The sequence below is a fragment of the Cognatundibacterium curvum genome, from assembly GCF_014284235.1.
GTDB classification, from domain to species: Bacteria; Pseudomonadota; Gammaproteobacteria; order Burkholderiales; family Burkholderiaceae_D; genus Undibacterium; species Undibacterium curvum.
In genome coordinates this window covers 128,007-153,578 of the sequence record NZ_JACOGD010000009.1, presented here as the reverse complement: position 1 = coordinate 153,578, position 25,572 = coordinate 128,007, and the positions used below count along the sequence as shown (strand labels likewise).

The 25,572-nt window shown below is 50.5% G+C and carries 24 protein-coding genes; 10 read left to right on the top strand and 14 right to left on the bottom strand.

The features are described 5' to 3' along the window. The first annotated feature begins 41 nt into the window (after positions 1–41). From H8K43_RS16670 to H8K43_RS16660, 3 genes are all read left to right on the top strand, one after another. Positions 42–698, top strand: a complete 657-nt coding sequence (locus H8K43_RS16670; protein WP_186904889.1) for an energy transducer TonB — start codon at positions 42–44, stop codon at positions 696–698. 74 nt (positions 699–772) lie between these two features. Further along, complete coding sequence (locus H8K43_RS16665) at positions 773–1,420, top strand: energy transducer TonB (protein ID WP_186904888.1); 648 nt, start codon at positions 773–775, stop codon at positions 1,418–1,420. Between the two features lie 183 nt (positions 1,421–1,603). After that, positions 1,604–2,089: a CinA family protein gene (locus H8K43_RS16660; RefSeq protein ID WP_186904887.1), complete on the top strand. Its 486-nt coding sequence runs from the start codon at positions 1,604–1,606 to the stop codon at positions 2,087–2,089. Positions 2,090–2,132: 43 nt separating this feature from the next. Here H8K43_RS16660 and H8K43_RS16655 read toward each other — a convergent pair whose 3' ends face one another. Further along, positions 2,133–2,780, bottom strand: coding sequence for a flagellar basal body-associated FliL family protein (locus tag H8K43_RS16655; protein WP_186904886.1), 648 nt, complete (start codon positions 2,778–2,780; stop codon positions 2,133–2,135). A 299-nt stretch (positions 2,781–3,079) separates the two neighbouring features. Here H8K43_RS16655 and H8K43_RS16650 point away from each other — a divergent pair, with 299 nt between their 5' ends. After that, positions 3,080–4,162 carry an acyltransferase family protein gene (locus H8K43_RS16650; RefSeq protein WP_186904885.1) on the top strand — a complete coding sequence of 361 codons (1,083 nt, stop codon included), beginning with the start codon at positions 3,080–3,082 and terminating at the stop codon, positions 4,160–4,162. A 200-nt stretch (positions 4,163–4,362) separates the two neighbouring features. Here H8K43_RS16650 and H8K43_RS16645 read toward each other — a convergent pair whose 3' ends face one another. The 10 genes from H8K43_RS16645 to H8K43_RS16600 form a co-directional block, all read right to left on the bottom strand. Then, positions 4,363–4,959: a lysophospholipid acyltransferase family protein gene (locus H8K43_RS16645; RefSeq protein WP_186904884.1), complete on the bottom strand. Its 597-nt coding sequence runs from the start codon at positions 4,957–4,959 to the stop codon at positions 4,363–4,365. Between the two features lie 208 nt (positions 4,960–5,167). Continuing rightward, positions 5,168–5,773, bottom strand: coding sequence for a ParA family protein (locus H8K43_RS16640; RefSeq protein ID WP_186904883.1), 606 nt, complete (start codon positions 5,771–5,773; stop codon positions 5,168–5,170). A 106-nt stretch (positions 5,774–5,879) separates the two neighbouring features. After that, positions 5,880–6,608 (bottom strand): pseudouridine synthase, encoded by a 729-nt coding sequence (locus H8K43_RS16635; protein WP_186904882.1) that lies wholly within the window; start codon positions 6,606–6,608, stop codon positions 5,880–5,882. A gap of 66 nt (positions 6,609–6,674) precedes the next feature. Next, on the bottom strand, positions 6,675–8,657 hold the full coding sequence (locus H8K43_RS16630) for an ATP-binding protein (RefSeq protein ID WP_186904881.1): 1,983 nt from the start codon (positions 8,655–8,657) through the stop codon (positions 6,675–6,677). 21 nt (positions 8,658–8,678) lie between these two features. Further along, positions 8,679–9,440 (bottom strand): substrate-binding periplasmic protein, encoded by a 762-nt coding sequence (locus H8K43_RS16625; RefSeq protein WP_222611072.1) that lies wholly within the window; start codon positions 9,438–9,440, stop codon positions 8,679–8,681. A gap of 252 nt (positions 9,441–9,692) precedes the next feature. Continuing rightward, a complete protein-coding gene (locus H8K43_RS16620) occupies positions 9,693–10,304 on the bottom strand; it encodes an outer membrane lipoprotein (protein WP_186904880.1) in 612 nt (203 codons plus the stop codon). Between the two features lie 190 nt (positions 10,305–10,494). Continuing rightward, on the bottom strand, positions 10,495–11,688 hold the full coding sequence (locus H8K43_RS16615; protein ID WP_186904879.1) for an aminotransferase-like domain-containing protein: 1,194 nt from the start codon (positions 11,686–11,688) through the stop codon (positions 10,495–10,497). A 110-nt stretch (positions 11,689–11,798) separates the two neighbouring features. Beyond that, positions 11,799–12,257, bottom strand: a complete 459-nt coding sequence (locus H8K43_RS16610) for a RidA family protein (protein WP_186904878.1) — start codon at positions 12,255–12,257, stop codon at positions 11,799–11,801. A 276-nt stretch (positions 12,258–12,533) separates the two neighbouring features. Then, entirely contained in the window at positions 12,534–13,127 is a 594-nt protein-coding gene (locus tag H8K43_RS16605) for a LysE family translocator (RefSeq protein WP_186904877.1), read from the bottom strand. Further along, positions 13,118–13,468, bottom strand: coding sequence for a DUF2917 domain-containing protein (locus H8K43_RS16600; protein WP_186904876.1), 351 nt, complete (start codon positions 13,466–13,468; stop codon positions 13,118–13,120). The genes H8K43_RS16605 and H8K43_RS16600 overlap by 10 nt, the downstream gene beginning before the upstream one ends. A gap of 170 nt (positions 13,469–13,638) precedes the next feature. Between H8K43_RS16600 and H8K43_RS16595 the strand changes: the two genes are divergently transcribed. Continuing rightward, the gene (locus tag H8K43_RS16595) at positions 13,639–15,060 is read left to right on the top strand and encodes an aminotransferase-like domain-containing protein (RefSeq protein ID WP_186904875.1); all 1,422 of its coding nucleotides are present in this window, start codon (positions 13,639–13,641) and stop codon (positions 15,058–15,060) included. Between the two features lie 430 nt (positions 15,061–15,490). Then, the gene (cysS, locus tag H8K43_RS16590) at positions 15,491–16,864 is read left to right on the top strand and encodes a cysteine--tRNA ligase (protein ID WP_186904874.1); all 1,374 of its coding nucleotides are present in this window, start codon (positions 15,491–15,493) and stop codon (positions 16,862–16,864) included. 83 nt (positions 16,865–16,947) lie between these two features. Here the strand turns inward: cysS and H8K43_RS16585 are convergent, their stop codons facing one another. Continuing rightward, positions 16,948–19,083, bottom strand: a complete 2,136-nt coding sequence (locus tag H8K43_RS16585) for a TonB-dependent receptor plug domain-containing protein (RefSeq protein WP_186904873.1) — start codon at positions 19,081–19,083, stop codon at positions 16,948–16,950. 344 nt (positions 19,084–19,427) lie between these two features. Between H8K43_RS16585 and H8K43_RS16580 the strand changes: the two genes are divergently transcribed. The 4 genes from H8K43_RS16580 to H8K43_RS16565 all read left to right on the top strand — a co-directional run bounded on the left by H8K43_RS16580 (position 19,428) and on the right by H8K43_RS16565 (position 24,305). Next, positions 19,428–20,459 carry a sensor histidine kinase gene (locus tag H8K43_RS16580; protein WP_186904872.1) on the top strand — a complete coding sequence of 344 codons (1,032 nt, stop codon included), beginning with the start codon at positions 19,428–19,430 and terminating at the stop codon, positions 20,457–20,459. Then, positions 20,456–21,283: a LytR/AlgR family response regulator transcription factor gene (locus H8K43_RS16575; protein ID WP_186904871.1), complete on the top strand. Its 828-nt coding sequence runs from the start codon at positions 20,456–20,458 to the stop codon at positions 21,281–21,283. The genes H8K43_RS16580 and H8K43_RS16575 overlap by 4 nt, the downstream gene beginning before the upstream one ends. A gap of 299 nt (positions 21,284–21,582) precedes the next feature. Continuing rightward, on the top strand, positions 21,583–23,490 hold the full coding sequence (htpG, locus tag H8K43_RS16570; protein WP_186904870.1) for a molecular chaperone HtpG: 1,908 nt from the start codon (positions 21,583–21,585) through the stop codon (positions 23,488–23,490). A gap of 218 nt (positions 23,491–23,708) precedes the next feature. Beyond that, the gene (locus H8K43_RS16565) at positions 23,709–24,305 is read left to right on the top strand and encodes a putative metalloprotease CJM1_0395 family protein (RefSeq protein WP_186904869.1); all 597 of its coding nucleotides are present in this window, start codon (positions 23,709–23,711) and stop codon (positions 24,303–24,305) included. Positions 24,306–24,353: 48 nt separating this feature from the next. Here H8K43_RS16565 and H8K43_RS16560 read toward each other — a convergent pair whose 3' ends face one another. Continuing rightward, the gene (locus H8K43_RS16560) at positions 24,354–24,755 is read right to left on the bottom strand and encodes a hypothetical protein (protein WP_186904868.1); all 402 of its coding nucleotides are present in this window, start codon (positions 24,753–24,755) and stop codon (positions 24,354–24,356) included. Positions 24,756–24,958: 203 nt separating this feature from the next. Beyond that, positions 24,959–25,474 carry a DUF3016 domain-containing protein gene (locus H8K43_RS16555; RefSeq protein ID WP_186904867.1) on the bottom strand — a complete coding sequence of 172 codons (516 nt, stop codon included), beginning with the start codon at positions 25,472–25,474 and terminating at the stop codon, positions 24,959–24,961. Between the last annotated feature and the right edge of the window lie 98 nt (positions 25,475–25,572).

The window sequence follows — 25,572 nt, the reverse complement described above, 5'->3', positions numbered from 1 at the left end:
TCCGCATAATATTGCGTTCAAAGCAATAAATAGGATACGACATGCGCATAGCCCGCTTTACCTTAAGTCTAATTTTCATCACTCAGTTTTTTTGTGCCCCGATAGCCACCGCCGATGATGAGGGCGGAGAGCCCAAGCCTGTGGTGAATTTTGATTTCCCGATGGATATGAAAGCTATCTGCAAACTGCCTGAATATCCGGCCGCTGCGGTGCGGCGTGGCATAGAAGGTGATACCAAATTAACGCTGCATATCGATGAGCACGGCAAAATTGCAGCCTTTGACCTGCTGCAAAGCGCAGGCTGGAAGATACTCGATATGAGTATTATGAATCATCTCTCCGGTTGCCAATTGCTACCACCAGGCAACTATGCGCCGCAAACCAAGATCTTCGTCTTACACTGGCAATATGATCACGGGTACTCAAGCCGTGCTGAGCTGGACCTGGCCAGTTGTAAGAAATCTGCGTCCCTGCGCATCGCCCAAAACAAAGATATTGCCAATGATATTGTGGTGGGCGTCATGGTTTCTTCCGGTGGGAAGGTAGTTGATGCCATCATTCAATGGGGAAGTGGCGATGAAGCGCTGGATAAGGAAAGTCTGCGCATCGCGCGCTCCTGTGAATTTTTTCCCGCCGAATACGAGGGTAAGCGGGTGGCAAAAGCGGAATCCTTACGATTCATTAGTCAAAATGACTAAATCAGCCTGGCAAGCGGGCACTGTCTTATACCATTAATTTTGTACATAAATCACGCGAACTCCAAGGGAAAACCATGTCGATCACATCAAACACAGTTGCGTTGCTCGCTTTCATGTCAAGCCTGACAGCGACACTTGTTCAGGCACAGGAACCAAATACAGCAACAATGATTTCCGCCAATTTACCCGGTCCGCTTGATGTAGAAAAAAATTGTCCGATAGGTCCCTATCCCAAAAAAGCCAGAGAAGCAGGGATGTCCGGCACGGCCAAACTCAAGCTGGCTATCGGCGCCAACGGAAAAGTCGAGAGTTATGAATTGACCAGAAGCAGTGGATGGAAGTTGCTCGATAGCATGGCAATACAAGCGGTCGACGGCTGCCAGGCTTACCCGGCAGGTAACTACACACCCGCGAGTAAAACAATAAGCTACAACTGGAACTTTACTGGCAGTCGCGATGTACAACTGAAACAGGATACTTGCCCAGAGTCTGCCTTGGTACGACTGGCGCAGGAAAATGAACCAGGTGTCGGAATCGTGGTGGGAACCTATGTCAATTCTATGGGTATCACCAGTCAGCAAGCGTTGCTACAGTGGGGTATAGGTGATGCCAGCGCTGAAGAGGAAGCCCTGCGCCTGGCAAAAAGCTGTCAGTTCAAAGCCGCTGTTGCGCAAGGGCGTACTGTAGGCAGTGGCGTTTCCCTGCGGTTTTTTAAGAAATAAATACGCTTGTCAGCAAGCAGTCATGCTTGCTGGCCAGGACAACTCTGCCAAATAACAAAAGTTAACAGGCCCATAGCCTTATTTTCTTTCACAAACAGACTACACCGCAGCACAGACTAAGTGGTAAAGTAGTTTCCACCGTTCATGAACGGAGAACTCAAACAACCAGACGGGAGGCGCATCATGCAGAATGCTATCGAACTCGCAGCAAAAGTCGGTGAAGAACTCAAATCCAGACGCCTGATACTGGCGGTCGCTGAATCCTGCACCGGCGGTGGTGTCTGTCAGGCATTGACAGAAATTGCAGGCTCCTCGGAATGGTTTGACTGCGGCTTTGTCAGCTATTCCAATTCGTCCAAGTCTGAACTCCTGAATATTCCGGCCGCGCTGATCGCGCAACATGGTGCGGTCAGTGAAGAAATCGCTGCCGCCATGTCCGAAGGCGCAATCGCTAATTCGGAAGCCCATGTCGCCCTATCCACCACGGGTATCGCCGGGCCGAGTGGTGCGGTACCTGGCAAGCCAGTAGGGACGATATGCTTTGGCTGGACTGTCGGTGGGACAACGCATACCGAACGTAAAATTTTCAGCGGCGACCGTCACAGCGTGCGTGAACAGACTGTGGCCTACGCATTAGAAAAATTATTGCGCTACCTCGCAGAAATCTGAGCCACGCGGGCAGCGCTATCTGAATGCGCGAATGCCCGCGCGCTTAACGGTTCTGTGTCAGTAACTCATTCAATAACACCGACTGTACTTTATCCGTTGCCAGTCGCTGGTTTAAGTCAACGCGCATCTGCTCGCGGATGCGCTCCAGTCCCTCTTCGGTTTTCAGATCTTCAGGATCAATGGTAGTCATGGTGATCGGAAACATCTCGGTCAGCGCCTGTTTGTGCTTTGCCAGCCATTCCCTGTCCGAATTGGCCACCTGAATATTGACCTGCATCCGTATCACCTGCCCATCCAGATTCACCACTGTCTGGGGCAGCGCCAGATAACTGGGCATATTCTCATTGTTAGAAAATTTTGTAAAAAACACAACTCCGAAGATTACCAGGAAACTAAGCAGCGCAACGATAGCGGCATAAAAAGCAAAATTATCGGCCTTTTCACTCGCTTTTTTACGCTCGCGCTCCAGTCGCTCTTGACGCAATTGCTCTTTGGCAATATCAGCCGCCGTACGTAAGATAAGCGGTGTTTTGCTCGTCTTGGGTTCAGGTTTAAGCTCATTGTTGCCCACATCAAATTGCAAATGAGACAACTCATCCAGCGACTGCTCAACTGGCTCTCCGGGATTCCGGATATCCTCGAAATCAAGCTGCGCACTGAGCAAACTGGCCCGTGATTTTTCTCTCGCCATACCACGCTATCCAAAAATTTGACTGCTATATTCGTCAAAGAAAGCACAGAATATTTCAGTAGGTAAACATATTTTACCTGACTCTACTGACAGCTCCATGACTGAAATCGCCAGAAACTCAGAATAGGTGCAGCGGAATAAATGATGCTTATTTGCACCAGCCAACACTATTTCACGATGCGATAAGAAATTTACCTAAATAGACATACGTTACAAAGCAGAACTACTTAATTGCGGGAAAATATCCTAAATTCGATTATCATCACGGCTCTTTGCGGTACTTGATCTACTTGACGAATATGCACTCCTCCCGCCCCGCCCTCCCCCTGAACAGAAACACTAGCCTCGATAACATCAAAGGCTTACTGATTTTTCTGGTGGTATTCGGTCATCTGGTGGAATTGCACATCGCTAGTGATGCCTTCCTGCGTCCGATCTGGATACTGATCTATACCTTTCACATGCCGATGTTTGCCATGGTGTCAGGCATGCTCTCAAAACCCGATCTGAACCAGCAGCAATCCAGCCAGCTGATCCGGAATATCCTGGCGCCCTTACTCGCCTTTGAATTGCTGTATGAATTGACCGAGTATGCCCTGACCGGCAGTTTCAGCGTCTACGCCAAACTGATCGCGCCTTACTGGATGCTGTGGTATTTGCTGAGTCTGTTGAGCTGGCGGCTGTTGCTGCCACTGTTTGCACGCTTACAATTTCCGGTGCTGATTGCGGTCTTACTGGCTATGGCTGCCAGCTATTCCGAGCACAGCGGTTACTTTATGAGTGCTGCACGGACACTGACTTTCTTCCCATTTTTCGTACTGGGCTGGACGCTGGGGCCAGATTTCTTCCAGCGCTGGAAGAGCAAACCACAATGGCTCTTGCTCAGCCTGCTGATCTGCGCCAGCGCGATCGTTGCTGCCATGTTGTTGCCTAAGCATTTTGACTATCGCTGGCTGTACGGCAGTTTCTCATTACACAGACTGGGGATGGCAAATGTGACGGGCAGTATGTATCAACTGGTCCAATACCTAAGTTGTACTGTGATCGGTCTGGCCGTTTGTTATTTGATGAGTCGCCGCCACTGGGGATTGGCCAGAATAGGAAGACAATCCATGTATGTCTTTTTATGGCATGGAATGGCACTGATTATTCTGCACAATACGGGCTTATTAAACCGCATCCTGCATCTGGAAGACACGGCACGCTTATTGGTTTCACTGGGAGCGAGTGCCCTCATCGTCTGGCTGGCTGCCCACCCGTATTGCGAATTACTGACTAAAAAACTCATACTGCAACCCGCGCAATGGTTATTGCTGCAACAAGACAGCAAAACTGAGCAAGTCACATCCTCTGCCAAAGGCGAATCCAGGCATACCGGCTAAGATACGGATAGGCGAATACACGCACTATCGGTCAAATTCCAAAATCCTAGTCTGAGTAAAAATGCGGCTCCCAGCCGCATTTCGGGCTGACAGCCGCATCTGATCAGGGTCTTGCCTTAGGCAGCCCTGCCAAATGGCCGACAGGCAGGCTATTCGGGCGCAAATAGCAGGGAAGTTGCGGGCGACAAGCTGAAGCCAGCTTAACGGATCTGAATATTGTCCTCAAATTGTTGCGGGTGCTTGCCTTGTATGCCGGCGTAGAACTGGCGGATTTCCTGCATGTCGGCAGCAATATCGCCAGTCGGCATAAACATTTTCCCTATACCGCCCACCTTACGACCGAAATCCAGATAACCTAGGGCAATCGGTACCCCGGCGCCAAGTGCGATATAGTAAAAGCCGGTTTTCCAATGAGTGACTTTGCCACGCGTACCCTCCGGCGGCACGATCACAGTCAACCTGTCGCTGGCATGAAACGCATCCACTGTGCTCTGTACCAAATTGCCGGAACGGCTGCGATCCACCGCAATCCCGCCCAGCCAACGCATCACGCCACCCAGCACAGGTGGAAACAGGCTGGCTTTCCCCATCCAATAGACACGCAGACGCAGCACAAAGCACACCATCAGGGTCACCGGAAAATCCCAGTTACTGGTATGCGGGGCTGCAATCAATACGTATTTTTTCTCGGCAGGCTGTATGCCCTCAACGCGCCAACCGGTCAGTCGCGCAGCCAGGACGGCGATCCAGCGCATCAATGTGTTAATGATAGGAGTTTCGAAGATAGTCAGGTGCATGCCGTAAGTCTTTGATATAAAAAGGGAAACTTCCCTGTACTCAGGGAGACGGCATTATAGGTAAGTATTACTGGAGAGGGTAATTTTCTGACGGAAATATTGCGTTTTTCGACCTAAGCCTCCAAAAAAACTGACAAGCGGAAGGTTTCCTATGAAACAAAATGGATCGGTACACACGACGGGTGTACCGACATCCGTACAAAAAAGCCTAACGCTCTATCCAGCGCAACACCTCTTCCCATTGTTCCAGATCTTTATCCACGCGCGATGGCGCGACATCCCAGATGGTCGCGCCATGGGCCGCCAGTTGTATATAGTTCTGGGTGTCACGTAAATAACCGATCACCGGTAAGCCCAGTTGATTCACATAGTTCGCCAACTGGTCGGCAGAGCGGCTGCGCGCGTGGACGCGCATACCTAATACGCCGACTTCGCAACGGTGTTTTTGTTGGGCGATCAGATTCAGAAAATCCTGGGTAGCGAGAATATCGAAAATCGAGGGCTGCAAAGGAATGACGATTTTCGTCGCCAGCGCCAGCACCTGTTCCAGCGCAGCACCGGCCAGACCAGCGGGCGTATCCAGTACCATATGTCCTTTGCTTGCTTTGGATGGCAAGGCATCAGCAGGCTGCCAGGGCGTGATGCGCGCCAGATTATCGGGACGGATTTTCAGCCAGCTGAGAGAGGATTGCTGAACATCCATGTCTCCCAGCATGACGGTCTGACCCTGAGCGGCAAAATATCCGGCCAGATTAGTGGAAAAAGTGGTTTTTCCTACGCCCCCTTTGGGGTTGGTCACAGCAATTACGCGCATAGTCAGTTTCCTCATTCATGATCAGCAAAACGAAAGACCTGAAATCCATGAAACTCAGGCCAGTGAATTCATGTTGAAACCTTAAGCAACGCGAAAGCGCTCCCGCTTACGCGTTGAAATCGACAGGAACCAGTAAGTCCAGCTGCTCTTGCGTCAGGTAACACCACTCCCCTTCTTCCAGCTCCAGCGATGCGAGTGTTAACTTACCTATCGCGGTGCGTTGCAACGCGGCACAATGATTACCTGCTGCCGCTAACATGCGCTTGACCTGATGATACTTGCCTTGCTCCAAAATAATCTCGATTTGAAACTCTGCGACCTGGCGGCACATCTGGGCGGCGAGCGGTGCAGGCTCATCATGTAATTGCACGCCACTGAGTAAAGTGCTGACCAGTGCCTCAGTCACCGGTTCAGCTGTCGTCGCCAGATAGACCTTGGGTACATGACGCTTAGGCGATGACTGTGCGTGAATGAAAGGCCCGTCATCCGACATCAGCAACATACCGGTAGTATCGTGATCCAGTCGGCCAACCGGCTGCACATCGCGCCAGCTGAATTGCTCGGGCAATAAAGTCAGTACCCCGGGATGATGGCTGGGCTTACGCGAACATTCAAAATTGGATGGCTTGTTGAGTGCAATGTAGACATGCTCGCGATAAGTCCATTCTTCCTCGAAAATCGTGAACTGCAAGCCATTGGTTTCCAACGTCAGCTTATAGTTATCGACAACTTCACCCTGGATGCTGACCTCGCCATCCTCTATCAGCTCGCGGCAATACTTGCGCGATCCAAATCCCTGCGACTGCAGAATACGGTCTAAAGATAATTTACTCATTACAAGACTGTAGCAGAACTATGGCATGCAGGCAAAGCAAGCTACCTCTATCCAGAAGTAAGTCGCTTAATGCGGGGTTTCAGAGATTTTGGCAATTTTCGGTATGCTCATACTGAAACGCGTTCCTTCGCCAACGGTGCTGGACACCCGTATATCGCCACCTAATACATCTTTGACGAGATTGTAGACGATGTTCAGTCCGAGTCCGCTACCACCTTGCCCCAGACGGGTGGTGAAGAAAGGATCAAAGATGCGACCAATATTGGCTGGTGGAATACCTTTACCATTATCGGTCACGGTAATCTCGATGCATTCCTCACCCTTGTCGCGCCCCTCTATACGCACCTGGCCGCGCACATCTGCATCAAATGCGTGGATGAAGGCATTGTTGATCAGGTTGGTCATGACCTGGCCCAGTGCGCCCGGATAGCTATCCAGCAGCATCTTCGCGGGAATGTCAGCAATCACTTCATGCGGCGTCTTACGTATCATGGGGCCCAGCGTCAAGATTAATTCATCCATCATCTCATCGAGCGCAAACTGGCGACGGTTGGCGCTGGTGCGATCGACTGCGACTTGCTTGAAACTGGCGACCAGCTCGGAAGCCTTGCTCAGATTACGCAAGAGCAAATCCGTGCCCAGGCGGGCATTAGATAAATAATCTTCCAGCACTGACTTGCGTAAGCCTTGCTGAAATTGCTGATAAATCTCTGTAGTTTGCTGTTGCAAAGTACTGGCGACTGTCACACTGGTACCGATAGGCGTATTCAATTCATGCGCCACACCGGCGACCAGCGAACCCAATGCCGCCATTTTTTCTGTGCGCAGCAATTCCTGTTGTGCGCGTTGTAAATCTTCGAGCACTATAGTCAGCTCAGTATTGGCCACTTCTAATTCGTGGGTACGCTCGGAAACGCGTTTTTCCAGCGTGACATTCATATTACGGATAGCCTGTTCATTCTGGCGTTTTTCCGTAATATCCTCCTGAACCAGAATCAGCATGGTTTCCTCGGCAATTCTTACCAGACGGCCAGACAATTCACACAGTAACAAACGACCGGCGATACCGCTGCGGCACCAGGCTTCGTAGCCATGTATTTCTCCATCGCGCTCAAGACATTGGACGACATGATGAAAATCGTCCATGTTACGCCACAAATACTCTTGCATGCTGACTTGCCCAAGTATGGTTTCATGTGACCAGCCGAACTGACGCACCCAGGCATCGTTGACATCAGCCATGCGGTAAGTGGGATTTTTTCTGAATACCGTCATCGCAACCGGTGAAGCCTGAAAAATCGCGATAAATTTTTCTTCTGTTTCACGCAGGATTTGTTCAACCCGCAACCGTTCTGCGAGTTCTTGCTGTAGCAAGGCATTCTGATGTTCTCGCCCTGCAATCAGCTCGCCCAGATTCAGGCGCATTTTGTTCAACCCCTGTGCCAGGTTGCCAATTTCATCCTGACGTGTCCACGCCAAAGGCTGCTCCATCTGACCACTGGCCAGCCTCGCGGTTTCCTGCTGCAAAATTTGTATAGGACGTATGATACGGCGGTCAAACAGAAACCAGATTAAAGCGAAGGAGAACAAGACTTGCGCCCCCAAACCCAGCAATTGCGTGGCAACATCTTCCAGCAAATCATGTTTCACATTGGCGGTCGTGAGCGAAATTTCGACTTTACCGATAATTTTATTATCGAGAATAACAGGACGGGTATCGGTCAGTAACGCAGCGCTGGATCCGGCTTCTTTTTTTTGACTGACAAAATCGGAACCCGCCTCATCAGTAATGGCAATACTGACAACTTCAGGATTGCGCATCACGCCACTGACAAACTGGCGACCCACCTCTTTATCGACATTCCAGATCGGCACTTCCATCGCTTTTGCCAGCATATCGGCATACTGCACCATGGGATTGCGGATGCGCAACTGTACTTCACGCTCGTAGCGTGCCAGCACCATGAAGTATCCGAACACGAGCGCAGGCAGCAAAATGCCGAGTCCGACACCAAAAATCGAAATTTGTCTTAAAGAATATCTTTGCAAAGCAAGCCTCTGTGCAGCCGTTTATTTTGCGTGCTGCTTGCGCCAGAGGTCCATATTCGCCTCCAGCAATTTATCCATCACTTTTTGCTTATCAAGTTTATACATTGCTTTTGCTACACGGGCCCGCATTTCCGGCGTATTGCAAGGCGACTTGTGCGGAATGGTCAGATACAGATTTTCATTCGTAATGGCAGGATAAACTGCCTGCAAACTGGTGATTTGATTTTTAGCAGCAATGGCTAATCCCGGCGCCTCTTCATAAATCAGATAATCCGCACGTCCCAAATTCAGTATCGCCAGCGCCTGCTCCAGCGTCGCTACGGTTGAGATGCGCAAAGACTCTTTAGCATAACGGTCGAATTCCTCACCGAAGCTGTTATTGATAACGGTGACGCCGCTTTTCCCAGTCAGATCACTCCATTTTTTATAACGGACTTTGCCACCTTTTCTGATCCAGATAACGGTGCTGGTTTCACGAAATGCCGGATACACATAATCCATGTAATCAAATCGTGGCAAGGTCAAAAAAGCACCGGCCAGCAAGTCCACTCTGCCTAATTTTGCCTCTTCCTGCACTCTGCCCCAAGGCCCGAAATAGCGAACCTCAACCGGAATACCTATTTCTTTTCCTATGGCTTGTACGAAATCAGCGTTGGCACCGATTAAACGGTTTTCATCTTCAGGATCGCGCCATAAATAAGGCGGATATTCGGGGTTGCCAGTAGAAATTATTTTTTTACACGATTCCGGCGCAGACGCCTGTACCTGCGCCCCTGCAGACATGAGCAAACCCAGCCCTATGCCTAAATGTAAACATTTCGAAAATATCCTGCGCATAATCATTTGTATGCCTCTTGGCAATAAACTTAAATCTGACTTGCAGTCTAACTGCGAGATTCTTTTCAGGCAAGAAAGGGATTTTTGTTGCTGCTTTTTTGTTGTGCTGACGCAGAAAAAATAGAAAAACGGCATAACAATTTGAAAAATTGTTATGCCGTTATGTCTGATACACAACAGGTTTGATCAAAAAAATAATTATCTGCGCACGATACTGGAACCGCTGTTTTTCACTAAATCACCGGATTGCAATCCAGGATCCTGATCAAAATGAAAATTCTGTTTATTGCCGTTATCGTATTGGACTGTGACCGTCCAGACTTTGGCAGATTTGACTTTCTGTTCAATTTTATGTCCCGCCATCGCACCACCAGCCGCACCCGCGATAGTTGCCAGATCACGACCAGTACCGCCACCTACCTGATTGCCCAATAATGCGCCTGCAACACCACCGGCGATGACACCTAAAGCACTGCCCTCACCTTCTTTTTCACTGACATTCAAAGCGATAACACGACCACATTCGGCACATACCGGTTGATTTTTTTGGTTGCCGGCCTGGTTATTTTTTGCGGATGCTGTCTTTGCAGCAGCAAGTGCATCGTTGTAAACAGCTTTGGCATCCCGTAAGCACTGCATACGGGTAGCTGAGTTACTTTCTTCAGCGCATAATTTTTTATCTTCTGTATAACGGCTGGCAGCCTGCTTTGACGCGTCTGCATATTGCTGCTTATTCATTTGTGCATTTTGTGCAAAAACAGCGCTGGCTGTGCTCAATAATATTCCGGCGAGTATGATATTTTTTTTCATGATTGACTCCAGTTGAAAAACAGTGAACCCGCACAGCATAACGTCATAAGGCCAGATCAGATGACAATTATCACAATAACTCACAATTTTGCATGTCCAATATAGCTAAGCTGAGCTGATCCGGGCTAGGCTAAAAAAAAGCCAGCTTCGAAAGCTGGCTTTACTTAGCAGTATGCTTACTGTTTGAAGATCAAAGTTTCGCCTTGATCAGCTTGCCCAGTTTTTCTATGCCTTCATGGATACGCTCAGGTGAAACCGTGACGAAGGATAAACGCAAGGTATTTTTCTCAGCCTCGTTGGCGTAGAAAGGACCACCCGGTACAAAAGCCACATTCTGTGCAATCGCCTCGTCCAGCAATTGTTTGCTATCCATATGTGCTGGCAGGGTAACCCAGATGAACATGCCGCCTTCTGGGCGAGTCCAGCTGACGCTGGCAGGGAAATGCTGACTCATGGCTTCCAGCATGACATCGCACTGACGCGAATACAGCGCACGGATAGTTGGGATATGTTCATCAAGGAAACCATCCTTGATTACTTCATACACCACCATCTGCGTCAGTTGGGCGGTATGCAGGTCGGAAGCCTGCTTAGCCTGTTCCAGCTTACGGATCAGCGGTACCGGTGCCACGATGTAACCCAGGCGTATGCCGGGTGTCAGCACTTTAGAGAACGAACCCATGTAAATCACGCCATCCGGATTCATGTTCAGCATTTTTGGCAGCGGTTCACCGCTGTAGCACAGATCGCCATAAGGATTATCTTCAATCAGCGGTATGCCCATGCGTGCGCAGGTTTCAACCAGCTCATAACGACGCTCGACTGACAGCGTGCGGCCTGTCGGATTTTGGAAATTTGGCAAGGCATACATCAGCTTCGCGCCCTGACCTTTTTCTGCCACGGAGGCCGGGATCAAACCATGTTCATCGGTATCGACCGATTCAAACTGTGGCTGATAAACAGAAAATGCCTGCAAAGCGCCAAGATAGCTTGGTGTTTCCACCAAGACTTTACTACCTTCGTCAACCAGAACTTTACCGATCAGATCCAGCGCCTGCTGCGACCCGGACACCATCATGATTTGCTCAGGCAAAATCGTCGAAGTCGGTGTGGACAGAGATTTCGCCAGAAATTCACGCAGCGGAGCATAACCATCGGTAGGACCATATTGCAATGCCATCTTACCTTGCTCAGACAATACTTTGTCGAAAGCCGCTTTCATGCGCTCTACCGGAAAGGTTGCAGGAGATGGCAAACCACCGGCAAAGGAAATGACTTCCGGACGCATGGTCACTTTGAGAATCTCACGGATCGCAGAGCTTTGCAGTTGCTCGGCGCGAACGGAGAACTTCCAATCTATAGGGGTGGGATTTTCAAGTTTCATGCTGGTCTCACTAAAAGTCATGCCGTTGCGGCAATTTTGTTGTCGTTAAATGTAAGTAAAGCAAATTTCAGTATGCCAGTGCCACCTAAGGCCACACCGGCAGATGTGCATTAAGCGAGCTCGGCGATTAATTCGATTTCTACGCAGGCACCCATAGGAATCTGCGCAACACCAAAAGCGGAGCGTGCGTGTTTGCCAGCATCACCGAATACTTCTACCATCAATTCCGATGCGCCATTAGTGACCAGATGCTGCTCTGTGTAGTCAGGCATGGAATTGACCAGACTCATCAGTTTCACAATACGCTTGACGCGCGTCAAATCACCACCGCAGGCTGCCTGCAAAGTCGCGATGAGATCGATGGCAACGGCACGGGCTGCCTGCTTGCCCTCATCGGTCGTAATATTTTTACCTAACTGGCCTACCCAGACCTTGCCATCCTGCTTGGCAATATGGCCAGAAATAAATACCGTATTACCTGTCTGGGCATACATGACATACGCAGCAGCAGGTGTGGCAACCGCAGGCAATTCTATATTCAGCACTTTCAGTTTTTCGTAAACAGACATAATTAATCCAGAGTAAAGGGCGCCAGGAAAAGGCGACAAGGTTGGCGGCAATGGTTGTTGGAGAACCTGCTTGCAAATAAGGTTTTGAATTAGCTTCAAATAACGTTCTATTGTAAGCCCGCCCCTGAGTGATTCATACCCCCAAAATCGAGTGGTCTTATTGATTTAATTCGGCATAGTCTACCATTATGCGGTTTACACCGATGAATCTTCGTTTTTTAACGATAGGTATATAGTCTGAATTTTAAGCAGATGCCTGAGCACAAAGCATTATCTTTATCGCATCATCCAAAGCGCCGTGCATGCCAGTGAAGCGCCCATCATCAGATTAAAATAACGCAAGCGCTGACCGACCAATAACCAGGCACGCAACTGCTGCCCCATCCAGGCCCAGGCCAGCAAACTTAAAGCACTGGGTACCGCGAAGCCTATGCTCATCCAGGTCATACGATTCAGAAAATCGCTTTGTCCTATGACATAGGTGGAGGTCGCTGCGACCAGCATCATCCAGGCTTTTGGATTAACCACCTGAAACAACGCGGCTTGCGGCAAGGTCAGTGCCTGCATACCGCGGTTATCGGCCAGGTTGGTAGAAAAACACAGTTTCCACGCCAGATACAATAAGTAGGCGTTACCCAATAGTTTCATCATCAGTATCAACACCGGATACTGTTGCAATACCAGCGTGCCACTGCTACCGACCACCCACATCATGATGACGAAACCCAGCGGCACCCCGGCCACCTGCGGCAAGGCTGCGCGAAAACCGTGATTCACACCGGTGGTCGCGGCTATCGCGACATTCGGGCCGGGTGTAAAAGAGCCTATCCAGGCAAATACGGAAAAGGCAAAAAATTCAGTCAGCGGCATGCTAATTCTCCTGCGGTTGTTGAGCAGGATTCAGCGCTCAGGACAGCGGCCCCAGTCTCTGCAGACGCGGGCTGTACTAACTGCAAGCTGAGCTGCTGCAGTTGCTCCAACTGATGCAGACTGAGTGTCGATGGCAGGCCCCAACTTTCAACAACGACTTTTTGGTTAGCGGGCAAGTGCATTTGCATGCCTGCGGATAACCAGTAATCAAGCCGATCATCACTGACCGTCAGCCACACTAATCCGGAATGCACGCAAACTTGATGCGCATGCGTCCCTGTCCAGGACTGAATCTGTCCGGCGGCTAACTGCAACTGCTGGTGTTCTGCATGTTTTTGCATCTTATTCTCCTTTGTTGGCTCCCTGCATCAACAGGAATAAAGACCCGTGGTCTGATCAGGCGTTTGTGCTATCCTAAACGGAATAACCGATACAGTACCAGTACACTAAAAACGATAATTTACACACTGTACTGGACACTTCCCCATGACAGCGGACGGAGACACGCCCCATGCAGACCCCACATTTTTTTATTTCCCGTGATTCCGGTGGCTCACTGGTAGAACAGATATTCCATGCGGTTGCTAATCGCATTGACGACAAGTTGTTACGAACCGGTGCACGCATGCCTTCGATACGCCAGTTTGCAGATGAACAGGGCGTATCGCGCTTTACCGTAGTGGAAGCCTATGACCGTCTGGTCGCCAAGGGTTATCTGGAGTCGCGGCGCGGTGCCGGATTCTATGTGCGTGAGCGCGCCTCCATGGTGATGAATACGCCGGTCACGCTTCCCTCACCGGATAGCGCGCAACAGCTGGATGTGGTCTGGCTGGTCAGGAATATGTTTCGTCAATTACCACCGCAGAAAATGCCGGGTTCTGGCGTCTTACCGCATGACTGGCTGGATGGCGAACTGGTCGCTAATGGCCTGCGCGCCATCAGTCGTCTGAACCAGAACCTGCTACTGCATTACGGTACCCAGCAAGGTTTTCTGCCACTGCGCCAGCAACTGCAACTCAAGCTGGCGGAACAGGAAATCGCCGCAGCACCGGAGCAAATCGTGATGACGACGGGGGTGACGCAGGCGCTGGATTTGGTGGCGCGTGAATTTACCAAACCTGGCGATACGATTTTTGTTGATGATCCAGCCTGGTTCCTGATGTTCGGCTCCTTTGCGATTCTGGGCACCAAGGTCATCGGCATACCACGCCTGCATGATGGCCCGGATGTGGTCAAACTGGCGGAACTGGCTGCCATCCACAAGCCTAAGCTGTACATCATCAATTCTGTGATGCATAACCCGACTTCGACCTCGTTGTCAGCAGCGAAGGCGTTTCAGGTACTCAAAACCGCTGAGCTGCATGATTTTATGATTGTGGAAGATGATATTTATTGCGATATGCATCCGGGCAGCGCAGTACAGTCGGCGACCCGAATCGCAGCACTCGATCAGCTTAACCGTGTGATTTATCTGGGCGGATTTTCTAAAACTCTGGCTGCGAATCTGCGGGTTGGCTTTATCGCGACCTCACCGGAACTGGCGATACGGCTGTCGGACCGCAAAATGCTATCGACTCTGACCACCACAGAAATCGGTGAGCGGGTCGTGTATAAAATTTTATCGGAAGGTCATTACCGTAAGCATGTAGACCGCATTCGGGTCAAACTCGACGGCGTGCGTGACCAGATCACCAAACGGCTGGAAAACCTGGGCATGAAGGTCGAGCATCGCACCCCGGCGGGTATGTTCTTATGGACCGATACCGGACTCGATACGAACAAGCTGACGGAAAAAGCCCTGGAACAAGGCTATTTGCTGGCGCCTGGCAGCCTGTTTTCGCCGCAGCAGTTACCGTCCACCCGTATGCGTATCAATATCGCCGCCATGTCCGATCCCGGAGTCTGGGATTTTCTGCAAAAAGCCATGAAGTGAAGCCATCGTCAGCTGGCGCGAAAAAGGTCAGCACAAGCCGCTCAGTGCATGCATGCCACAGCAGAAATCCGGATATCTATGCTACATTCTGTCAGAATCCCTGCTTATTCACGCTCAGCTTGACGTAAAATAGCAGCTTCTCTGCGCGGCACCTTCTGGTTTTCCCCGGCCAATTGAAGTTGACGAGACGCAGATAGCGTAATCCAAAACGACACCACTTAACCATGACACTTGCATGCAGACTTGTTATCGCTTTCGCTAGCGGCCCACGGCCAGGCCAGCGCACAGCCTTAGTCTGTGGCTGCGATTGCACGTATTGTTGCACTTGTTGTCGCGCTTGCTGTTTCTGATTCCTGCCGGTCTGGCGATGCCAGTACTGCGCCAGCCAATTGGCTAACACTCATTTTTCTCAATATTTTTCTAAATTACGATGGACATTCAGCTCTACGACAATTGGGAACGCCGCCTGCGTCCTTTTACTCCACTGCGCAATGACTGGGTAGGTTTGTACTGCTGCGGCCCGACTGTGTATGACTATGCGCATATCGGTAATCTACGCACTTATCTGTTCGAAGATATCCTGCGCCGTACGCTGGAATGGAATGGTCATACCGTGCGCCATGTCATCAATATCACCGATGTAGGTCATCTGGTCTCAGATGGCGATGATGGCGAAGACAAGATGGAAAAAGGCAGCCGCAAAGCCGGTGAATCTGCATGGCAAATCGCAGACCGCTTCACAGCGGCATTCAAAAATGACCTGAACAGCCTGAACATTCTGGCGCCTGCAATCTGGTGCAAAGCGACCGATCATATTGCCGAGCAAATCGACTTTATCTCCTGCATAGAAAAAAACGGCTATACCTATCGCACCAGCGATGGTATTTATTTTGACACCAGCAAACAAGATGATTACGGCTATCTGGCCCGTATCAAACGCGACGCCATCAAGGCTGGCAGCCGGGTTGAACTGGGTGAAAAACGGAATGCCACCGATTTCGCGTTGTGGAAATTCAGTCCGGACAACGAGCAGCGTCAAATGGAATGGGATAGCCCCTGGGGACGTGGTTTCCCGGGCTGGCATATCGAATGCTCGGCGATGTCGGCCAAATATCTGACACCTTGGTTTGATATCCATTGCGGTGGTGAAGATCATATCTCCATCCACCACAGCAATGAGATCGCACAGAATCAGGCCTGTCACGGCACGCGTCTGGCGAACTTCTGGATGCATGGTTATTTCCTGCAAATCGATTCCGGCAAGATGTCGAAATCCAGCGGCGACTTCCTGCGTCTGCAAACCCTGCTTGACCAGCATATCGATCCGCTGGCCTATCGCTATCTGTGCCTGACTGCGCATTACCGCAGCCAGATGCAATTCAGCTTTGAAGCGCTGCAATCTGCGCAAACCGCATTGCAACGTCTGCGTGAGATTTATCACGCCTGGCCAGCCGGTGGCAGTGTCTCCAGCGCCTACCAGGAAAAATTCACTGCTTTCGTGAATGAAGACCTGAACGTACCGCGCGCACTTGCACTGGTTTGGGAAATGTTGAAATCCGAGCTCAGCGACGCCGATAAGAAAGCGACTATCACTGAGTTTGACCGCATCTTTGGTTTAGGTCTGGCCAGCTGGGTGCCAAAGGCATTGGAAGTACCTGCTGAAGTGCAGACGCTGGCAGAGCAACGTCAGGCAGCACGTATCGCAAAAAACTGGGCGGAAGCAGACCGCTTACGCGCAGAATTGCACGCACTTGGCTTTGAAGTCGAGGACAAGGCTGGCAGCATGCAGATCAAGCGCCTGTAAGTACTGCGAAAGCAAAGAAAAAAGCTGATCCCGCAAACGGATCAGCTTTTTTTTAACCCGGTACCGGCAGCGGCACGACAAGATTACAAGCGCTTTTCCAGCACCAGCCGGATCGCCGTCGATCTTGGCGTCTCTATACTGCGCAGCCTATTTCCCTGGTAGGTGTAGCCCTCGGCTGTCACGAGCGGCTGATGCAGCACATTTAGCAGCGACAGGCGTAACTGTAAGCCCTGCTCCCATTTCCACAAACTGTAAATGTCCAGACCACGGTTCACACTGCTATAGCTGTTTAACCAGGCTGCGGTACGCACATAGCCTCCGGTCTGTAAATTCAGATTCATCCCTAGCGTGTGATTCGCATTGCGCTGATAATCCAGACTCAGATTCCCAGTCACCGGTACCTGCGCCACCAGCCGGTTATCCGGACCAGGCACACTGTCTACTCTCGACCAGTTACGCGCCAGATTGAAACGTACATCCACCGCCGGTACCCTTGGCCACCACAGTTTTAACGGAAAACGTGCATCCATTTCTACGCCAGCAATCAAAGCACGGCCCTGATTATCTGGCCAGCTCACCCACGCCCCATCCTGACGGAATAGCTGAAAGGTGGTGATATTGTCGACCCGTTTCCAATATGTGCTCAGACTCACTACACTGTCTTTGCTCAGGTAATGCTCAAAAGCCAGATCTATGCCCCAGGCCAGCTCAGGCAGCAATTTGGGATTACCCTGAAAATCAGCATTGGTTGGGCTGTTTGCATTGTTGACGGTATAGCGCCGCGGCACCAGATTGCGCGTCGTCGGTGCTTTGTAGGTGCGCGATACCGCCAGCCTGATCTGATCCTTCTCGCTGCCAGGCAGCTTCCATAACCATTGCGTGACCGGGCTGAATACACTAGAGCGGGTGTCGACCGGCTGCATCGTCAATCCACGTATGGCGGTGCTCAAGCCCTCCCAACGCAAACCCAGATAAGCCTGCAACGCGGGGGATATCTCCCACTCATCCTGGGCAAATACAGCCAGCCTGCGCACATCAGCCTGGTATTCTTCGTTCAGCCGGCTCAGTTCCCCAGTACCGGCGGCATGATCGAGCTGCAGCCGTTGCTCACTGCGGCGTACCAGACCACCATCCCAACCCAGCGCGAAACTATGCTGCTCATTCAGCTTCATCAGCAATTTTCCACTGGCGCTCAGATTCTGATCGACCGCATAAGACACAACATTGCGCACGAATGGTGACGTAGCGGCGGGTCGGAAATAGCCATCAAAAAAATAATCAGAATCGCGCCTTAGGTAAAACCCACTGATTTTGCTGTCGAGCTTGATCTCGGGTGAAAAACGATGGCTCCAGCTCAGGTCGCTGCGCAGATGGCGGGTGTTGGCATCAGAGCGGTAATCATTATCGGGATAATCCGAAGCTTGTCCCAGCACAGTCTGTTCGTGGTTATTGCCGCGCATGCTGTTCTGGCTGTATTCCAGTAAATTTTGCCAGGCCAGCTGATCACCATTGTCCAGCTTCCAGCTTAAGCGCGGCGCCATGCTGAATTTATCCGTTTGAAACCGGATGTCTTCATGAAACCGGCGCAAACCGGTGAGTGCATTCTGCGTATCACGCACCGTCTCTGTCGTCACAGGCTGGCTGCCGCTGCGGTTTTGCGTCAATGCGGCATTCAACGACCAGCTCAGTTTTCCATTGCGGTCTGCCATATCCAGGCTCAGCCCAGGACTCAGGCCCGCCTCACCATGCTGGGCGCTGATTTTAAGCTGAGTAGTGCTACGCTCCACGCTTTTGCGCAAGATGATATTGATGCTGCCAGCAATCGCCTGCGCACTGAATTCAGCTGTCGTGCTGCGATAGATTTCTACCCGTTCAATCAACTCCGGCGACAAGCTATCGATAGAAAAACCAGGTGGCACCGGCTCGCCATTAATCATGATCTGGGTATAACCGGAACCCAGGCCACGCATACGAATTTCAGTGCCAACCACAGAAATACCTGGTTGCCGTTTTAAGGCTTCGGCCAGACTCTGCTCACCAAACTGCAGCAACTCGCTGCGCGCGATCACAATTTTGCTGGCGCTATCCTGGCGACGCTGACTCTGGGTATCGGGTGCAGTGATTTCTACATTCTGGATTTTTTGTTTGTCCTCATCTCCTGCCTGCGCCAGTGCGATAGAGCTGAGGGCACTACTGATGCCCAACGCGTATGAGATCATCCTGATTAAACCCGTGTCAGAGACATGCACAGATTTCTTTAAAAAAAACTTAGTCGGCATAAGAAAGTAAATAAAACAGGCATTTATAAAAAGGCACATTATGCTTACTTGCTGAGCATGAAGGATGAAAATGTGATGAATGCGGTGATTGGAGGGACGAGTCGCCTCAGTTTCCGAAACAGGCCTGCTACACTGCGAATATGCTAAATTTTTTTCCTGCCAATCCAGCGCCGCCCTACGCATCACCTGCCATGCGTACCGCACCGACCAGCGCACTGACAGTGCTTTACTTACTGTGTTTTCATAGCCTGCTTTGGATAGCATTAAGTAGTATTGCTGCGCTCATGAAGGTCAGTGATAGCCTGCAGTCCGGTCAAATACAGAACCCAGACTTTGGAAGTCTGCACTGGTTTACTGGCTGGTGGCTCAGCTGTGTTGGCTATCTGGTGCTTACCTTCAGCCTGCATCTGCTGATCCGTAGCAGACCCGGGATTTTTCAACACAGATTCGCGATTGCACTAGGATTACTGATACTGCTGGCGCTGTATTTACCAATAGAATTACTTTACTGCGCTTTCCTGTCCGTGTATGACGCCAAGTCGGGGCTGAGCTGGACGGATTGCTGGCATTACTGGCAAAAACTCCCTAAGTTTCACTGGTTCACAGATGGCGTCATTGCCACGGCAAGCTATGCCAGCATGGTTGCTTTTGCTGTGTGGTCTCAGGGCAGACAACTGGAAAAAGCATGGCTACAAACGCAGACCGATAATTTACGCTTACAGCTGGAGCTGGAACAGCAACACCTGCTTACCTTACGCGCTCAACTGGAGCCGCACTTTATTTTTAACGCACTCAACAGCATCAGTGCACTGGTGCGCAGTAACGACAAGACTATAGCGCTGCGCGGCATACAAAAACTGAGCCAGTTATTGCGCTACGCAATCACTGCCAGCCAGCGGGAATGGATCAGCCTGTATGAAGAGCTGGAATTTTTACATGACTACCTGGATTTACAGGCTATACGCTACGGTGATCGTTTGGCACTGGACATCGCTACGCCAGCATGCTGGATGAATGAGCACATGATTCCTCCTTTGCTGTTGCAACCTTTACTGGAAAACTGCCTTCGGCACGGCGCAGACTCACAGTCTGAAACGACCTCTATCTCGCTGCACATAGAAAAGCAACCGGAAGAGCTGAATATCATCTTACGCAATCAATTCGCACTCACGGCCACACCCAATCCCGGACTAGGTATGGGCCTGCCCCATACACACACCCGGCTATCTGCCGCGTATGGTGCCAGCGCAAGCCTGCAAACAAGCAAATCAGCCGGGCAGTTCATCGTCACACTCCGCCTGCCTGTCGCACCATGAAACCCGTTCAGTTATCACAACCGGGGGGAAGCCGCACACCAGTACGTTGCATTATTGTCGATGATGAGCAACTCGGACGCATCAACCTGCGTCTTGCGCTGGAGCCTCATACCAACTGGCAAGTGGTCAGGGAATGCGCCCATGCAGCGGCTGCCAGGCAGGCACTTTCAGAGCAGACTGTGGATGTTATTTTTCTGGACATCCGCATGCCGGGTGACTCCGGTCTACAACTGGCGAGGGAGCTGTTGGCAGCAACTACACAAGGGCTGGACAACAAGCTCCCCTTGATTATCTTCGTCACCACGTTTGAACAACATGCGATCGAAGCGTTTGAAATTCATGCGCTGGACTATCTGCTTAAACCAATCGCCGATGAGCGCCTGCATACAGCACTGCTCAGAGCTGAGGCGATGTTGGAACAACAACAGCAATCAGCACTGGCCAGGAGCTTTCGGCAATACCTGATCGATGAAGAACCAGCACAGGCCAGTCAGTCTTACTGGCAACAAATTTACATTCCGGCGCCGGGAAAAATCGACACCCTTCAAGTCAGCGACGTTCTTTGGCTGGAGTCAGCCGGGAACTATGTGCAACTCCATCTGGCGCAACGTACAGCGCTGTTCCGCATCACGATCAGCAAACTTCAACAACATCTGAATCCCACCGATTTCATTCGGATACATCGACGCTATCTGGTCAGCAGGTCACAAATCCTAAGTTTGCTTACCGAACCATCACTCTCTCTGCGTCTGCGCTGCGGCGCTGCACTGCCGGTAAGTCAGAGTTATTTGCAAGATTTGAAAGCAGCATTACATAATAATTAATTAATAATTAACAAAAAATCACTTAGGGGTTTGCAAGATTGTCCTGGCAAGGCTGAACTAGCCTTTGCAGCTATGGGGAACATCACTTGCAAGCGGGAACCATAACGCCACTGGGACCGTTTGGCGTAAGTCGCATAGGAAAATCAGATAATAATTTTGCCTTGAAATATCTTGCCCTGTCCCCAGATAGCGAGCACGTTGTTTTGCGGATTATTGCAGTGTTTGTCTGGCAAAACAGGTAAATGCAACGCAAATACACCATCTAACCCAGTCTTCCCAAGCTAATTTCCGAGGAAAAAATGTCAGAAAAACAAACCCTGGGCTTTCAGGCCGAAGTCAAACAGTTGCTGCAACTGATGATTCACTCCTTGTATTCCAACAAGGAAATCTTTTTGCGCGAATTAATTTCGAATGCGTCTGATGCATCCGACAAGCTGCGCTTTGAAGCGATCAATAATGCTGCGCTGTACGAAAACGACAGTGAACTGCAAATCCGGGTCAGCTTTGATAAAGCAGCACGCACCATTACGATTTCCGATAACGGTATCGGTATGAGTAAGGAAGATGCGATTGCGCATCTGGGTACCATCGCGAAATCCGGGACCAAGGAGTTTTTTGGCAAGCTGTCTGGCGATCAGCAAAAAGACGCGGCCATGATAGGCCAGTTTGGTGTTGGTTTTTACTCCGGCTTTATCGTCGCCGATCGCATCACGGTCGAATCGCGCCGTGCCGGTCAGCCTGCGGCTGAAGGCGTACGCTGGGAGTCCGAAGGAAGCGGTGACTTCAGTGTAGAAAGCATTGCAAAAGCGAATCGCGGTACCGACATCATCCTGCATCTGCGCGAAGGTGAAGATGACTTCCTGTCGGCGTGGAAGCTGAAATCCGTAATCCGTACCTATTCCGACCATATCTCACTGCCGATCAAAATGCAGAAAGAAGAATGGGATGAAGAGAAGAAAGAAAACGTACTGAAGGATGAGCTGGAAACAGTCAATCAGGCCAGCGCATTGTGGGCACGCAGCAAATCGGAAGTGACTCAGGAACAGTACGACGAATTCTACAAACACATTTCGCACGACTACAGCGCACCGCTGAGCCACACTCATAACCGCGTTGAAGGCCGTAGCGAATACACCCAGTTGCTGTACATTCCGGCACGTGCACCGTTTGATCTGTGGGACAGAAATAAACGTGGCGGCATCAAGCTGTATGTAAAACGCGTGTTCATCATGGACGATGCGGAACAATTGATGCCAGTCTACCTGCGCTTCGTCAAAGGCGTGATTGACTCCAACGATCTGCCGCTGAATGTGTCGCGTGAAATCCTGCAGGAAAGCCGCGATATCAAAGCCATTCGTGAAGGCTCGACCAAGCGCGTGCTCGGCATGCTGGAAGACCTGGCACATGCAGAAGGTGAAGAAGCAGCAGCTAAACATGAAAAATACGCGACCTTCTGGACAGAGTTCGGTCAGGTGCTGAAAGAAGGCATAGGCGAAGATCATGCCAATAAAGACCGCATCGCCAAATTGCTGCGCTTTGCTTCTACCCACAACGACAGCGATATCCAGAACGTATCGCTGGCCGACTATCTGTCACGTGCCAAAGAAGGTCAGGACAAGATTTACTATGTGACTGCTGACAGTTATGCCACCGCGAAAAACAGTCCGCATCTGGAAATTTTCCGCAAAAAAGGCGTGGAAGTCTTGTTGCTGACTGACCGCGTCGATGAGTGGATGCTGTCCTTCCTGTCTGAATTCGAAGGCAAAGAACTGGCTTCGGTCGCTAAAGGTGGCCTGGATCTGGGCAAACTGGAAGACGAAGCTGAGAAAAAACAGCATGAAGAGACCGAGACTCAGTTCAAAGAGCTGGTCGAGAAAATGAAAGCTGCACTGGCCGATAAAGCCAAAGACGTACGTGTGACCTTCCGTCTGACCGACTCGCCAGCCTGTCTGGTCGCGGATGAGCACGACTTGTCAGGCAATCTGGCCCGTATGCTGAAAGCTGCTGGTCAGGCTGCGCCAGAATCCAAACCTATTCTGGAAATCAACCCTGACCATCCGCTGGTACAAAAGCTGAAATACGAAGAAGCGAAATTCGCTGACTGGTCACACATCCTGTTCGACCAGGCCTTGCTGGCGGAAGGCGGTAACTTGGCTGACCCTAGCGGCTTCGTGAAACGCCTCAATGAAATGCTGTTAAACGCATAAAGCAAGCAACTGAAGCCCTATACAGCTTCGGTCATGCGCTCTGGCCCGTCCCATCAGGACGGGCTTTTTTATTTTACAAGAACACGTGAACAAAGAATGGCAGCTGACCAGGTCGCTCTTTCAGTCGCGGTACCAGCAACTCGCTGCCACACTATCCTTGCGCGTGAGCACTCGCGCCACTATGATGAAGGCAGCCCTAAACCTACAGCCCAACTGTCATGCTCTTGCTTCAGCCTACGACTGCAGTCTATGCTGAGCGCACACCCACTGCGCCAGCAGCCAGTGCATCTGCAAATGAGGCAAAATCCGCTGATTCTCCTGCATCGCAGACGGATAAAGCCAGTGATGCCAGGGATCAGCCAGCAAAAGCCTCAACTGCCAGCAGTCAGGTCGCCCTCAGTGAAGAGGCGAAAGCTTTAATCAGCCAGCTCAAGGCGACGGATAGCGAAGTCAGAGCACATGAATTTGCTCATCTGGCTGCCAGCGGTGGTCTGGCGACGGGTGGCCCCAGCTTTGTGTATGAAAAAGGTCCGGACGGACAACGCTACGCAGTTGGCGGCGAGGTGAATATTGATACGTCTGCGGGGTCTACGCCTCAGGAAACCATACAACGGGCCAGAATCATACAGGCAGCTGCTCTAGCACCGGCTGAGCCCTCAGGGCAGGATTTTGCAGTGGCGGCTAAGGCACGCAATATGGAGCAACAGGCAATGGCAACACTACAATTACAACGTTCAGCCGAGATGCAAGAGGCTTACAAGACTCAGGCACAATCCGGTTTGCAGGCTAAGAGCGGCGTTGATATTCAGGTTTAAATTCAGGTTTAAATTCAGGTTTAATGTCTGCACCGGCTCAGGCTGGGTTCACCAGCTTAAATCGCTGGCGACATCCTTCCAATGCAACTCCCGGATCAGCTCAGTCAGATCAAAACCATGCAGAATAGGATTCTGTTGCTGAAACCATACCAGCGTTGCGGCAGACATCAGGCAATCTGGATGATGCACAGGTTCTGCAAAACGCAAATTGACAGCACAGGCGTACTCTGGCAAGGCTGGGTAATGTGCATTGTCTTGCATATCGCTGAACAGCAAATAGGGCTTGCCTTGCCAGGCGCGCTGACGGATATCCTGAACAAAATCGGCCACAATATCCTGATTGATTTTCGGGTCTGCCACCCCCTCGATAAATCCAGAGTAAATGTTTTTGACATAAATATTATCGACGCTCTGAAACTCTGTACCACACCGAAACAAGATTGTTTTCATCACTGCACCAGGTAGCTTGACTAGAGATACAGGCATTATTGCCTCTTTAACAGTTTTTGTAAAAAAAGACCTGAGCCCAATTTTACGGGTTTCAGGTCTTTTTTATTTCAGATGAGAAACTATTTATCTTTTTTGCTGGAAAACCTAAGAAATCACACCAGGATTACCGGCTACAGGTACTAAATCAGCGCATCCGTCATCAGTTATTTACTTGGAAAAATTTGTTCACGCTGTTGTTTTTTAAACCAGTCCGTGAGCATTTTTTCCTCATATTGCAAGCTGGTATGCCCTGAAGGGATCATGCTGCTCATGAGAAAATTCATATCTTTAATGTCTTCTTTGGCTTCTGCCAGCACTTTGCCGCTGCTATCGCTCATTTTGTAGTGCAGGCTCATACGTGGCCAATACAAGTCTTTGACAATACGGATATCATTGATTCTCGCACCCTGTGGCGGGCGCACATCACCGGCAAGATCCAGATCTGTCACAGTGACCTCCCACTGCACGCCATCTGGCAATTTTTTTGCCAAGTCCTGAAAAACCGCATCGAGTTCCTTGGTCACTCGTTGCTGGAAAGCTTCACGTGTTTCACTGGTCGGACGAATATCTGTGTATTTATCAGGATCTTGCCAGGTAACTTTGACCTCGCCAGCATGGGCGAAGGAAGTAAATGACACTAAAGCCGATGCAAATAAGATCGCTAATGGGTACTTTTTCATTTTTACTCTCCAAAAATTAGTCTGCGATCAAAGCGACAGTAGACCTGGAGCACTGAATTAATCGCAGCTACATCATTCCAGTTTATCGTGAGATTCTC

Coding starts and splice junctions, on each gene's coding strand:
- H8K43_RS16560 (WP_186904868.1), bottom strand. CDS start 24,755: ATGAAAACAATCTTGTTTCGGTGTGGTACAGAGTTTCAGAGCGTCGAT.
- H8K43_RS16555 (WP_186904867.1), bottom strand. CDS start 25,474: ATGAAAAAGTACCCATTAGCGATCTTATTTGCATCGGCTTTAGTGTCA.
- H8K43_RS16615 (WP_186904879.1), bottom strand. CDS start 11,688: ATGAAACTTGAAAATCCCACCCCTATAGATTGGAAGTTCTCCGTTCGC.
- H8K43_RS16580 (WP_186904872.1), top strand. CDS start 19,428: ATGAAGGTCAGTGATAGCCTGCAGTCCGGTCAAATACAGAACCCAGAC.
- H8K43_RS16605 (WP_186904877.1), bottom strand. CDS start 13,127: ATGCCGCTGACTGAATTTTTTGCCTTTTCCGTATTTGCCTGGATAGGC.
- H8K43_RS16625 (WP_222611072.1), bottom strand. CDS start 9,440: ATGTCTGCAGGGGCGCAGGTACAGGCGTCTGCGCCGGAATCGTGTAAA.
- H8K43_RS16650 (WP_186904885.1), top strand. CDS start 3,080: ATGCACTCCTCCCGCCCCGCCCTCCCCCTGAACAGAAACACTAGCCTC.
- H8K43_RS16640 (WP_186904883.1), bottom strand. CDS start 5,773: ATGCGCGTAATTGCTGTGACCAACCCCAAAGGGGGCGTAGGAAAAACC.
- H8K43_RS16635 (WP_186904882.1), bottom strand. CDS start 6,608: ATGAGTAAATTATCTTTAGACCGTATTCTGCAGTCGCAGGGATTTGGA.
- cysS (WP_186904874.1), top strand. CDS start 15,491: ATGGACATTCAGCTCTACGACAATTGGGAACGCCGCCTGCGTCCTTTT.
- H8K43_RS16670 (WP_186904889.1), top strand. CDS start 42: ATGCGCATAGCCCGCTTTACCTTAAGTCTAATTTTCATCACTCAGTTT.
- htpG (WP_186904870.1), top strand. CDS start 21,583: ATGTCAGAAAAACAAACCCTGGGCTTTCAGGCCGAAGTCAAACAGTTG.
- H8K43_RS16660 (WP_186904887.1), top strand. CDS start 1,604: ATGCAGAATGCTATCGAACTCGCAGCAAAAGTCGGTGAAGAACTCAAA.
- H8K43_RS16645 (WP_186904884.1), bottom strand. CDS start 4,959: ATGCACCTGACTATCTTCGAAACTCCTATCATTAACACATTGATGCGC.
- H8K43_RS16565 (WP_186904869.1), top strand. CDS start 23,709: ATGCTCTTGCTTCAGCCTACGACTGCAGTCTATGCTGAGCGCACACCC.
- H8K43_RS16595 (WP_186904875.1), top strand. CDS start 13,639: ATGCAGACCCCACATTTTTTTATTTCCCGTGATTCCGGTGGCTCACTG.
- H8K43_RS16600 (WP_186904876.1), bottom strand. CDS start 13,468: ATGCAAAAACATGCAGAACACCAGCAGTTGCAGTTAGCCGCCGGACAG.
- H8K43_RS16620 (WP_186904880.1), bottom strand. CDS start 10,304: ATGAAAAAAAATATCATACTCGCCGGAATATTATTGAGCACAGCCAGC.
- H8K43_RS16585 (WP_186904873.1), bottom strand. CDS start 19,083: ATGATCTCATACGCGTTGGGCATCAGTAGTGCCCTCAGCTCTATCGCA.
- H8K43_RS16575 (WP_186904871.1), top strand. CDS start 20,456: ATGAAACCCGTTCAGTTATCACAACCGGGGGGAAGCCGCACACCAGTA.
- H8K43_RS16655 (WP_186904886.1), bottom strand. CDS start 2,780: ATGGCGAGAGAAAAATCACGGGCCAGTTTGCTCAGTGCGCAGCTTGAT.
- H8K43_RS16610 (WP_186904878.1), bottom strand. CDS start 12,257: ATGTCTGTTTACGAAAAACTGAAAGTGCTGAATATAGAATTGCCTGCG.
- H8K43_RS16665 (WP_186904888.1), top strand. CDS start 773: ATGTCGATCACATCAAACACAGTTGCGTTGCTCGCTTTCATGTCAAGC.